This is a genomic window from Streptomyces sp. NPDC006458 (assembly GCF_040612135.1).
GTDB lineage: Bacteria > Actinomycetota > Actinomycetes > Streptomycetales > Streptomycetaceae > Streptomyces.
On sequence record NZ_JBEXPR010000003.1, the window covers coordinates 188,779 to 199,800 of the forward strand.

The window sequence follows — 11,022 nt, forward strand, 5'->3', positions numbered from 1 at the left end:
GTGGTCGTCCCGGGTGTACGGCGCCGGCGCACCTGCGCTGTCGGCATCCTGTCGCGCTGCGAGCCGCTGCTGATGCGGCGGCGAGTCACGCGAAGCGCGACAGATCATAGATCTTGCTTGAAGCTGCTCTAAATTCTGCTGCTGTGCGCAACTTCAATCAAAAGGTGTCAGGGGGTGGGGTGGGCGTCAAGACCTATGCGCTCGTATTTTTTCCGCCCGCTCGATGTGCGGGTCGGGGCCGGGCCACCAGCCTGTCCCCGCGCCGAGCAGGTCTCGGGCCAGAAGCGCCGCGCCCATGCATCCTGTCAGGTCCCCGAACCGGGCGGGTCTCAGTTCGGGCACGGCCGCGCCGGTGAGCCGGCCGGCAAGCGCTTCCCCCAGCGGCGCGAGACGCTCCGCACCCGCCTCGGCCGGCTCACCGCCGATGACCAACCTCTCCGGCGCGTACCGGCCGACAGCCGTCGCCAGCACGTCGGCCAGCGCGTCCACGGCCTCTCCGCAGACCGCGAGCGCGGCCGGGTCACCCGCGTCGGCACGGTGGTACACCTCGCGGGCGCTGATCCCGCGCCATCCGGTGGCCCGCCCGTAGCGGCGGGCGACGGCGGCGGCCGAGGCCACGGTCTCCAGGCATCCGGAGCCGCCGCAGTGGCACGAGTCACCTCCCAGCCGGACCGGGGTGTGGCCGAGCATGTCGGCCCCGCGCTGCGCCTCCGAGACCGCCAGGCCGTTGCGGACGACCGACGCGGCGATGCCGTCGCCCATCGAGACGAACAGGAAGTCGCGGCAGTCCCGGCCGGCTCCCTCGCGTGCCTCGGCAAGACCGCCGGTACGCCCGTCGTGGCCGACTGCCACGGGCAGGTCCAGATGCTCGGCCGCCCAGTCCCGGACCGGGGTGCCGTGCCATCCCAGGGCGGTGGCGTACACCGCCTGGCCGGCGTCGACGGTGCCGGGGACGACAATGCCCACGGCCGTCGCACGGCACCGTTCGGCCAGTGTGGCGGCGCAGGCGAGGACGCTCTCCAGGACGGCGTCCGGTCCGCGTTCGGGGCGGGTGAACCAGCGCTCCCTGTCCCGCGGGACCCCGTCTGGGCCCAGGGCGCACCCCTTGATGTACGTGCCGCCCACCTCCAGCGCGATCACGGTCCCGCGGTCCGGTCCGCGCCGACGGGGCACTGTCGGCGGACCGGTGCCGGCCGGGGCCGCCAGTGCGCTCGACGCGGTAGGCGCGCGGGTGAGGGCGTCGGGGTGTGGTGGCACGGTGTTCCCTAGTTTCCGGGAGCCGCCCGCGGCGGGGCCGCCGGCCGGCACAAAGGGCGGGCCCGCCCCCTGCTGGGGAAGGGCAGGGAGCGGGCGTTCGAGGGGGTTACTTGACGGACCCCGCGGTGAGACCCGAGACGACCTTCCGCTCGATGAGCGCGAAGAGGACGACGACGGGCACGATGGCGATCACCGACCCGGCGAACAGGTAGTTCCACTGGACGGTGTAGTTGCCGATGAAGCTGTTGATCCCGACCGTCAGCGGCTGGCTCTCCGGAACGGTGGAGAGCGTCAGGCCCATGACGAACTCGTTCCACGCGGCGATGAACGTGAAGATCATCGCGGTGACGACGCCGGGCAGCGCGAGCGGCAGGGTGATCCGCAGCAGCGCTCCTGCCCTCCCCAGCCCGTCGATCATGGCCGCCTCCTCCAACGCCTCCGGGATGGAGGCGAAGTAGGCGGTGAGGATCCAGATCGCGAAGGTCAGGTTGAAGGCCGCGTTGCACAGGATCAGCGTCCACACCGAGTTGAGCATGTCGAGCTGGTAGAACTCGCGGTAGAGACCGACCAGCAGCGACGTCGGCTGAAACATCTGCGTGACGAGCACCAGCAGCAGGAACAGCTTGCGGCCCCGGAACCTCATGCGCGCGGTGTAGTACGCGGCGGGGATGGCGACCAGCAGGACCAGCAGGGTGGATCCCCCGGCGACCAGGAGTGTGACCCGGAGATTGTCCCCGAGGTTGGACTCGCGCCATACGTTGACGAAGTTCGCCCACTCGAACTCGGTCGGCAGATAGGAGGCGTCGCGCAGTTCGTTCGCCGGCCGCAGGGCGGTGATCACCATTTCCACGTACGGCAGCAGGAACACGGCGGCCAGCAGCCAGGCGACGGCGGCGACGAGCAGGGTGCGCGGGCGCAGCGTCCGGGGGCTCGGCGTGGTATTGCGCCGCGTGCCGGTGGAGGCGTGGCGGGCTGCGGAGGCCGGCCGGGCGGCCTTGCGGTCGGCGAGAGTGTGCTGGGCCATCAGCTCTCCTCCTGGTTCCAGCGGCTGGCCTTGAGGAAGACGACGACCATGACCACCACGAGGGCGAAGTTCACGACGGACATCGCCGCGGACTGGCCGATGTCGGCGTTCTTGAGCTGGTACATGAACACGGTGGTGGTGGCGGTGGCGCTGTCGGGGCCGCCGCGGGTCATGCTCCAGATGATCGGGAAGGAGTTGAAGACGTTGATGAGGTTGATGACGACTCCGACGAGGAACGCGGGCCGCAGCAGCGGGAGGGTGATGCGCAGATACGTCTGCCAGGTGGTGGCGCCGTCCACCCTCGCCGCCTCGTAGACCTCGCCGGGGACGGTCTGCAGTCCCGCGAGAAGGGTGTACGTGGTGAACGGCAGGGAGACGAACACGGCGACGAACATCATCCAGGGCCAGGCCGTCGCGGGGTCCCCCAGCCAGTCCTTCGGACCGTCGATCAGCCCCAGGTCGGTCATCAGCGTGTTCAGGACGCCGGCGGTCTGGTTGAGCATCCACTTGAAGCCGATGGCGGTCATCACCACCGAGGCGGCCCAGGGGGCGATCAGCGCCCAGCGCGTGAGGCGCCGGCCCGGGAACTTCTGGTTGAAGAGCTGAGCCAGCGCCAGGGAGATCACCATGGTGGCCGTGACCACGACGACGGTCCACACCACGGTCGACAAAACGACCGAGGGCAGTGACGGCTCGTCGAGGAGCTGCTTGTACTTGTCGAACCCGGCCGAGCCGCGGACGAATCCGCTGCTGCTGATCTTCAGGAACGACGTGCGGACCATCTCATAGACCGGCCAGAGTACGACCAGGACGATGAGCAGGACGGCCGGTCCGATCCAGGGCAGCGGCCCCAGCCGGGCCAGGCCGCCCCGGCCGTTACGGCCGGAGCGGGCGGTGGATGAAGTGGGGGACACGAAGGTGCCTTCCGTGACAGTGCGGTTCGCGGGGTCTACTGGTCGGAGACCGCGTCCTCGGCCTTCTTCTGCAGCTGGCCCAGCGCCCCAGCCGGGTCGTTGACGGCCGTGCCGCCGCTCTTCTTGATCTCGGCGGACACGGCGTCCCAGGTGGTGTCGCCCAGCGGGTAGAACACGGCGTTCGGCAGCAGGGCGAAGAAGGGCTCGAGGTCCTTGTGCCTGCCGTTGCCGGTCATCTCCTGCAGGGTGTCCTTCGTCACCGGCATCAGGTTGTACATCTCGTCGAACTTCAGCGTGTTCTCCTTCGAGTACGCGAAGTCGAGGAAGGCGCGGATCTCTTCCTTGTGGCCGTTGTCCTTGAACGCCATCGTCCAGTCGGCGACACCCAGCGTGGACTCCAGCGCACCGGTCCTGCCGGGGATGGGCGCGACCCCGTAGTCGACCTTGCCGTCCTTGGACATCTGGATCAGGGAGGGGTGGCCGTTGAGCATCGCGGCCTTGCCGGCGGCGAAGTCCGCGAACGCGGTCTTGCGATCCGTCGTGGCGGGGTTGGCGTAGGTCAGGCCCGGTTCGACGAGGTTCGTCTTCAGCCAGCTGAACGCTTCGACGTTGGCCTTGCTGTCGAGCGTGTACGTGCCCTTGTCGTCGGTGAACCCGCCGCCGTTGCCGAGCTCCCAGATCAGCGACTCGCCCTGGGCCTCCTCGGGACCGAGCGGCAGCGCGTACGGGGTCACACCCGGCACCTTCGCCTTGATCTTCTTGGCGGCGTCCCGGAGGTCGTCCCAGCTCTTGGGCGCCTCGGTGATGCCGGCCTTGGCGAAGACCGCCTTGTTGTAGAAGAAGGCCCGCGCCGAGGAGACGAACGGTATGCCGTACTGCGTGCCGTCGACCTCACCGGCCTTGGCGAAAGTGTCGATCAGATTGGCGCGAGTCGTCGGCGACAGCACCTCGTCCGCCTTGTACAGCAGGTCGTCGGCGACCTTGTCCGCGTAGCCGCCGGTCTGCAGGACGTCCGGGACGTTGCCGCTCTGAATCATCGTCTTGACCTGCGTGTCGATGTCGTTCCAGTTGATGACCTGGACGTCGACCTTGATCTTCGGGTTGGCGGCGGTGAAACGCTGCGCGACGTCCTTCCAGTAGGCCGTCGAGCTGTTGGAGGCCTTGTCGCCGTAGTCGGCGGCCACCAGCTTCAGGGTCACGCCCTGGTCACCCGATGTGCCGCCGCCACCGCTGCCGCAGGCCGAGAGGGCGAGGGCCCCGATGGTCGAGGCGCAGGCCACCACGAACAACCGCTTGTTCATCGTCAGTACCGCCTTGTCTCCTGGCCGGTCACAGGGACACGGCCCCTGGGGTCTGGGGAAGGAAGCAGATTCCGGAGCGTGCGCACATCTGAATGAATCATTCAGGTTTCGCTCATTAACGAGCATCTGCTGTGGGCAAAGTAAACACCAGAGAGGGGGCAAGGACCAGGCCCGTGACCCAAAATATGCCAACTGTTCAGCCGCCGGCCCTGCCAGGAGGGCACGAGAGTGCAGGTCGGAGCCGTCCGGGCGGTGCCAGGTACGGCAGGAGTCAGATTTTCAGGGATGGCACAGCGTACGCCGCCGCTGATAGCTGTCCACCGGATCAGGCCACGACGGGCTGTTCGCACGCGGTGACGTGGTGACAGCGGTGCCGGCGTACGGCCGGCCGACGGCACGGGGACGCGCCATGCGCGGGGGCGGGGAGGAGGGGGCGGGCACGCCGGGACGGCGGCGCAGCGGCGGGCCGGGCGCGTTTCCGTCCGTGCAGCGCAATGGCGCGTTTCCGTCCGTGCGGCGCAAGGGGCCTCCGCGCGCCTCGCCTCGGCCTCGGCCTGGAGCCGTCGGCCGGCCTCGCCGGTCAGCCGCTCGGCCTCCGCACGGGCGGCCGCGTTTCCGTCCATGCGGCGCTGGGGCGCCCCATCGTCCGTCGGAGAGGTCGCCCGCCCCGCAAGGACAGCCTCGGCCGTGGGCGCGGTCATGGGGACGTCAGACGCTGACGACCTCGATACCCGCCTCGGTTAGCCGCGCGGCCATGTCCGGGTCGAGGCCGGAGTCGGTGACGAGCATGTCGACCCGGTCCAGGCCGCAGATGCGCGCGAAGGCCCGCTTGCCCATCTTGGACGAGTCCGTCGCGATGATCACCTTGCGGGCACGCTCGGCGAAGAGCCTGCTGATTCCGGCCTCGTCCTCGTGGTGCGTCATGATTCCGAGCTCCGGGTCCACCCCGTCGACGCCGAGCACGGCGACGTCGAGGACCACCTGGTTCAGAACGCCTTCCGTGAGCGGGCCGACCAGTTCGTAGGTCTGGGGGCGCGCCACGCCGCCGGTCATGACGGTCTTGAACTGCGGACGGACCGCCAGTTCACCGGCGATGTTCAGGGCGTTGGTGACGATGGTGTACGTCGGTCCGGAGTGGTTCTCCCCCCGCTCCGCCACTCCCGCGCCGACCCGGAGCACCAGGGCCCGGGCCACCTCCGTGGTGGTGGTGCCGCCGTTCAGGCCCACGACGGTCCCTTCGCCCAGAAGATCCGCCACGGCGTTCGCGATGCGCTGCTTCTCGGACACCCGGCGCGAGGACTTGTAGCGCAGCGGCAGCTCATAGGAGACGCCGTGCGCGATCGCTCCTCCGCGCGTGCGGACGAGCAGCTTCTGCTCGGCCAGCTCGTCGAGATCGCGCCGGATGGTCGCCGGGGACACCGCCACCGAGACGGCGGCCTCCTCGACATCCAGCCTGCCGTCGACCGCGAGCAATTCCAGCAGCTTGCTCCACCGCTCCTGCTTGGACATGCGCCGCTTCCCCTCCGCGTCCTGGAACGTCATCACCGCACACCGGGAGACCGGCGCCGGCCTGAGCGGCCGACCTGTCTTCAGAGGTATGCGCGAAGTTGATCGTAGCGCCGTGCGATCGCGCACCGGGGGCGGAGGTCGATATGAGCACGCGGGGGAACGTCAAGGGGTCGAAACCCTGGACGGGAAGGCTTCCACACTGGATACTTCGCTCATCTGTCATGCTTGAACTTGCTCATTCAGCACGCGCTCCAAGCACATCCGCTCACCCGGAACGGTTCGAAGGCGATGAACAGAAGCACTCCTCCACCCATGACCGGACCCATCCTCCTGCCTGAGGTCCGGCGCGCGGCCACCGGCCCGACGGACCCCCGCGCACTCCCCCACAGCCGCCCTCACGGCCGCCACCACCCGCCGGGCCACCACGACCGGTTCACCGGCCTCACCCGGACCCGGCATCTCGCCGCGCCGACCGCGCCGGTCCGCGGCCACGCCCTCCCCCTCACCTACGGGAGCACCACCCATGGCCGATGACCTTCGCCGGCACGGTTGCGTGATCGGCCTCGACGTCGGCGGCACCGGCATCAAGGGGGCGGTGCTCGACCGCGGGCTGCGGCCGCTGGCCACCGTGCGCCGGCACACCCCCCGCGCCGACGGGCCGCAGGCGGTTGTCGACGCCGTCACCGACGCCCTGCTCACCCTGAACCGGGAGGCGGCCCGACGCGGACTGCCGGTGCACCGGGCGGGAGTGGTCGTCCCCGGCATCGTCGACGACGACCTCCAGCGCGCGGTCTGGTCGGCCAACATCGGCTGGCGCGACCTCCCGCTCGCCGCGATCCTCGGAGCACGCACCGGGCTCTCCGTGACGCTGGGCCACGACGTACGCGCGGGCGGCATGGCCGAATGCACCCTCGGCGCGGCCCGCGACGTACGGAACGTGCTCTTCGTGGCCATCGGCACCGGCATCGCCGCGGCCCTGCTCTGTGACGGCGCACCGGTCCGGGCCGACGGACACGCCGGTGAGCTCGGGCATGTCGTCGTCGGCACCGAGAAGACCCCCTGCTCCTGCGGCGGCTTCGGCTGCCTGGAGACGGTGGCGTCGGCCACCGCCGTCGCGGCCGCCTACACCGCACGCACCGGCCGGACCGTCACCGGCGCGGCCGACGTCGCGGCCCTGACTGCCGAGGGCGACCCGGTGGCGGAAGCGGTCTGGGCGCGTGCGGTCACGGGCCTCGCGGACGCGCTGGCGACCACGACCGCGCTGCTCGCACCGGAGCTGGTCGTGCTGGGCGGCGGTCTCGCCGAGGCCGGACCCCTCCTGCTCGACCCCGTACGCGCCGCTCTGGAGGAACGCCTCAGTTTCCACCGCCGCCCCGTACTCGTGCGGGCCGAGCTGGGCGACCGGGCCGGCTGCCTGGGCGCGGGCCTCGCCGCCTGGCAGGCGGCCGGACATGCCCCGGCAGCCCGGCGGACAGGAGTACCCGTCGCATGATCCTCACTGTCACTCTCAATGCCGCCCTCGACGTCACCTGGGACGTCGAGAGCCTGCGGCCCCGTGCCTCCCACCGCGTCGACGCCGTGCACGAACGGGCGGGCGGCAAGGGGATCAACGTCGCCCGGGTCCTCACCTTCCTCGGCCATACGCCGGTGGCGACCGGTCTCGTGGCCGGAGCCACCGGCCGTGTGATCCGCGACGGTCTGCGCACGGCGCAGATCCCGGACGCGTTCCTCGAAGTGGCCGGCGACTCACGGCGGACCCTGGCCGTCGTCTCGCGCGACGACGGCGACGCCACGATCTTCAACGGGCGAGGACCGCACGTGGACCGGGACGCGTGGGAGCTGTTCTCCCGGCACTTCGCCGGACTGCTGGACGGGGTGGGCGTGGTCGTCCTGAGCGGCAGCACCCCGCCGGGTCTGCCGCCGGACGCCTACGCGCAACTGATCCGCACGGCCAGCGCGGCCGGCGCGTTCACGGTGCTCGACACCAGCGGCCCCGCACTCCTTCACGCCCTGTCGGCCCGCCCCGACGTCATCAAACCCAACGCCGCCGAGATCACGGCGGCCACCGGCTGTGAGGACGTCGCCGAGGCCGCCGCCGTCCTGCGGGCACGTGGTGCCCGCACGGTCGTCGCGTCCGCAGGCCCCGAGGGGCTGTACGCGATCACACCCGAGGGCACCTGGCGGGCCGCGCCGCCCGAGCGGCTCTCCGGCAATCCGACGGGCGCCGGAGACGCCTGCGTGGCCGCCGTCGCGGCCGGACTGGCGGACCGCTCCGCCTGGCCGCACATCCTGCGCGCGGCGGTGGCTCTCTCGGCCGCCGCGGTGCCCTGCCCGGTCGCCGGCGACGTCGACGCCGCTGTCTACCGCCGCTTCCTCACGGAAGTCCTAGTCGAACCCCTCGACGCACCCTGCTGATCCTCCGAGTGCTTGTTACTGCTCGATAGCTTCACTTTGCGAGCAATAATTGACATCCTGGATGCTCGTAGGACAGCATTCTGAAATATCCGACCCCTTCCCCCGGCCACTCCCGAGCGCAAGGAATCCGTGTGACCACCTTCGAGACCTCCCGCACCTCGCTCGAAATCGCCTCGCAGCCCGAAACCTGGAGGCAAGCAGCCCAGTCCGCCGGCGCCGCGGCCGGAGCACTGCCCCGAAACGGCGAGCGCGTCGCCGTCGTCGGCTGCGGCACGTCCTGGTTCATGGCCCACGCCTACGCACAACTGCGCGAGCAGGGCGGCCACGGCGAGACCGACGCGTTCGCCGCCTCCGAATTCCCCACCGGCCGCTCCTACGACCGGATCGTGGCCATCACCCGCTCCGGCACCACGACCGAGGTCCTCGACCTGCTGAACCGGGTCAAGGGCACCGTCGCGACCACCGCCCTCACGGCCGACCCGGCCACGCCCGTCATGACGGCCGCGGACCACGCCGTCGTACTCGACTACGCCGACGAGAAGTCGGTCGTACAGACCCGCTTCGCCACCACCGCCCTCGTGCTGCTCCGCGCCCACCTGGAGGCCGAGAACGCCCTGCCGCCCGGCCTGCGTCCGCTCGCCGACGCCATCGAGGACGCCGAATCCGCCCTCGCCGTCCCGCTGCGGCCCGAGGTCCGCGCCGCCGAGCAGTTCACGTTCCTCGGCACGGGCTGGACCTATGGCCTCGCCCTGGAGGCGGGCCTGAAGATGCGTGAGGCCGCCGGGGCCTGGACCGAGGCGTACCCCGCCATGGAATACCGCCACGGCCCCATCAGCATCACCGGTCCCGACCGCGTCGCCTGGCTGTTCGGCCCCGCCCCCCAGGGCCTCGCCGACGACATCGCCCGCGTCGGCGGCCACTTCCATTCGGTGTCGACCGACGCCCCCGGCGACCTCGACCCGCTCGCCGACCTGATCCTCGCCCAGCGCCTGGCAGTCGACCTGGCCGAAGCCCGCGGCTACGACCCCGACCGGCCCCGCAACCTCACCCGCTCCGTCATCCTCGACACCACCCCCGCGTAAGGCGCACCCGCACCCGGCTGCCCGCCTGGCCCGCGCGAGGCCAGAACATCCCCGACGGGTGACCGATCCCGTCCACGGCCCGCGACACCGACGCCCCGGCCGCACCACCGCCTTCGTGGAGACCCCCATGCCTCTCACACCCACCGACGACATCGTCGGCCCCGCATACGCCGACGCCACCGGCGTCGGGGCATTCAACGTCGTGCAGATCGAACACGCCGAGGCCATCGTCGCCGGAGCGGAGCAGGCCGACCTGCCCGTCATCCTCCAGATCAGCGAGAACACCGCCCGCTACCACGGCTCGCTCGCCCCGATCGCCCTGGCGTCCCTCGCCATGGCCCGATCGGCGCGCGTTCCGGTCGCGGTCCACCTCGACCACGCCGAATCTCCCGAACTGGTCCTGGAAGCCGTCGAACTGGGCTTCACCTCCGTCATGTTCGACGCCTCCCGGCTCCCCTACGACGCGAACGTCGAAGCCACCCGCGCCGTCGCCGAGCACTGCCACCGGGCCGACGTCTGGGTCGAGGCGGAACTGGGCGAGGTAGGCGGCAAGGACGGCGCCCACGCGCCCGGCGTACGCACCGACCCCGACGAAGCCCGCGCCTTCGCCGCCGCCACGGCCGTCGACGCCCTGGCCGTCGCCGTCGGCAGTTCCCACGCCATGCTCACCCGCGACGCCGTCCTCGACTTCGAACTGATCGCCCGGCTACGGAACTCACTCGACGTCCCTCTGGTCCTGCACGGATCCTCGGGCGTCGGCGACGCCGAACTCGCCAAGGCCGTCACGTCCGGCATGACGAAGGTCAACATCTCCACCCACCTCAACAGACTCTTCACCGACACCGCGCGCCAGTGCCTCCAGGAGGCACCCGGCGTCGCCGACCCGCGCACCTACCTGGGCCCGGCACGAGACGCGGTGGCAGCCGAAGTGGCCCGTCTGCTGGTGGTCCTCGCCGGCCGATGACCCGGCCCGCGCCGGCCTGACGGGATGGTGACCAGTCGTCGAGCCCGTCCGGGAGGAACCGTGTGGCCGTCGGGGACATGTCTCTGACGGCCGTACCAGCAGCCCGATGTCCGAACACGGCAGAGGCCCTCGTCCGCAGCCGAGCGCGGGAACCGGGTGGCTCACCCGTGGTGCCAGCTCCGCTGCTGCCGACGGAAGTCCGTGGGGGGCGCCCCGACTTCCCGGGCGAAGACCCGGGTGAAGTAGGCCGGATCGTCGTAGCCCACCGCCCGCGCCACCCGGGCGATCGGCCAGTCGGTGTCGGCGAGCAGGACCTTCGCACGGCTGATCCGCTGCCGGGTCAGGTAGTCGCTCGGTGTCGTACCGGTGATCCGCCGTACCGCGTTGGCCAACGTGTCCCGGGAGACAGCGAGTTCCCGCGCGACCGCGCCGATGGCGGGCGGGCGCGCGAGGTCGCGGGTCAGCAGGTCCACGGGAGTGCCATGGCTTCGGCGAGGGTCCGCGCCCCGGCGGCGATCCCCTGCCGGGCTCACAGGGCTCGACGCGGAGTCGACAC

At 70.9% G+C, this 11,022-nt stretch carries 11 protein-coding genes; 5 read left to right on the top strand and 6 right to left on the bottom strand.

The window, feature by feature from the left end; translation table 11 throughout:
* Nucleotides 1-186 precede the first annotated feature (186 nt).
* The 5 genes from ABZZ79_RS06160 to ABZZ79_RS06180 form a co-directional block, all read right to left on the bottom strand.
* A complete protein-coding gene (locus ABZZ79_RS06160; protein WP_356686985.1) occupies nt 187-1,140 on the bottom strand; it encodes an ROK family protein in 954 nt (317 codons plus the stop codon).
* 223 nt (nt 1,141-1,363) lie between these two features.
* Nucleotides 1,364-2,281 carry a carbohydrate ABC transporter permease gene (locus ABZZ79_RS06165; RefSeq protein ID WP_356686987.1) on the bottom strand — a complete coding sequence of 306 codons (918 nt, stop codon included), beginning with the start codon at nt 2,279-2,281 and terminating at the stop codon, nt 1,364-1,366.
* The gene (locus ABZZ79_RS06170; protein ID WP_356686989.1) at nt 2,281-3,195 is read right to left on the bottom strand and encodes a sugar ABC transporter permease; all 915 of its coding nucleotides are present in this window, start codon (nt 3,193-3,195) and stop codon (nt 2,281-2,283) included. Before ABZZ79_RS06170 ends, ABZZ79_RS06165 begins: the two co-directional genes overlap by 1 nt.
* Before the next feature lie 35 nt (nt 3,196-3,230).
* Nucleotides 3,231-4,496, bottom strand: a complete 1,266-nt coding sequence (locus ABZZ79_RS06175; protein ID WP_356686991.1) for an extracellular solute-binding protein — start codon at nt 4,494-4,496, stop codon at nt 3,231-3,233.
* 708 nt (nt 4,497-5,204) lie between these two features.
* The gene (locus ABZZ79_RS06180) at nt 5,205-6,005 is read right to left on the bottom strand and encodes a DeoR/GlpR family DNA-binding transcription regulator (RefSeq protein WP_356686993.1); all 801 of its coding nucleotides are present in this window, start codon (nt 6,003-6,005) and stop codon (nt 5,205-5,207) included.
* 312 nt (nt 6,006-6,317) lie between these two features.
* Between ABZZ79_RS06180 and ABZZ79_RS06185 the strand changes: the two genes are divergently transcribed.
* From ABZZ79_RS06185 to ABZZ79_RS06205, 5 genes are all read left to right on the top strand, one after another.
* Complete coding sequence (locus ABZZ79_RS06185; RefSeq protein WP_356686995.1) at nt 6,318-6,539, top strand: hypothetical protein; 222 nt, start codon at nt 6,318-6,320, stop codon at nt 6,537-6,539.
* Nucleotides 6,529-7,497: an ROK family protein gene (locus tag ABZZ79_RS06190; RefSeq protein WP_356686997.1), complete on the top strand. Its 969-nt coding sequence runs from the start codon at nt 6,529-6,531 to the stop codon at nt 7,495-7,497. Before ABZZ79_RS06185 ends, ABZZ79_RS06190 begins: the two co-directional genes overlap by 11 nt.
* Nucleotides 7,494-8,420 carry a 1-phosphofructokinase family hexose kinase gene (locus ABZZ79_RS06195; protein WP_356686999.1) on the top strand — a complete coding sequence of 309 codons (927 nt, stop codon included), beginning with the start codon at nt 7,494-7,496 and terminating at the stop codon, nt 8,418-8,420. The genes ABZZ79_RS06190 and ABZZ79_RS06195 overlap by 4 nt, the downstream gene beginning before the upstream one ends.
* A gap of 131 nt (nt 8,421-8,551) precedes the next feature.
* Nucleotides 8,552-9,502 carry an SIS domain-containing protein gene (locus ABZZ79_RS06200; protein WP_356687002.1) on the top strand — a complete coding sequence of 317 codons (951 nt, stop codon included), beginning with the start codon at nt 8,552-8,554 and terminating at the stop codon, nt 9,500-9,502.
* Nucleotides 9,503-9,629: 127 nt separating this feature from the next.
* Nucleotides 9,630-10,466 (top strand): class II fructose-bisphosphate aldolase, encoded by an 837-nt coding sequence (locus ABZZ79_RS06205; protein ID WP_356687004.1) that lies wholly within the window; start codon nt 9,630-9,632, stop codon nt 10,464-10,466.
* A 161-nt stretch (nt 10,467-10,627) separates the two neighbouring features.
* Here ABZZ79_RS06205 and ABZZ79_RS06210 read toward each other — a convergent pair whose 3' ends face one another.
* Nucleotides 10,628-10,939, bottom strand: a complete 312-nt coding sequence (locus ABZZ79_RS06210) for an AraC family transcriptional regulator (protein ID WP_356687006.1) — start codon at nt 10,937-10,939, stop codon at nt 10,628-10,630.
* Nucleotides 10,940-11,022 lie beyond the last annotated feature (83 nt).

Coding starts and splice junctions, on each gene's coding strand:
- ABZZ79_RS06195 (WP_356686999.1), top strand. CDS start 7,494: ATGATCCTCACTGTCACTCTCAATGCCGCCCTCGACGTCACCTGGGAC.
- ABZZ79_RS06165 (WP_356686987.1), bottom strand. CDS start 2,281: ATGGCCCAGCACACTCTCGCCGACCGCAAGGCCGCCCGGCCGGCCTCC.
- ABZZ79_RS06175 (WP_356686991.1), bottom strand. CDS start 4,496: ATGAACAAGCGGTTGTTCGTGGTGGCCTGCGCCTCGACCATCGGGGCC.
- ABZZ79_RS06205 (WP_356687004.1), top strand. CDS start 9,630: ATGCCTCTCACACCCACCGACGACATCGTCGGCCCCGCATACGCCGAC.
- ABZZ79_RS06180 (WP_356686993.1), bottom strand. CDS start 6,005: ATGTCCAAGCAGGAGCGGTGGAGCAAGCTGCTGGAATTGCTCGCGGTC.
- ABZZ79_RS06190 (WP_356686997.1), top strand. CDS start 6,529: ATGGCCGATGACCTTCGCCGGCACGGTTGCGTGATCGGCCTCGACGTC.
- ABZZ79_RS06185 (WP_356686995.1), top strand. CDS start 6,318: ATGACCGGACCCATCCTCCTGCCTGAGGTCCGGCGCGCGGCCACCGGC.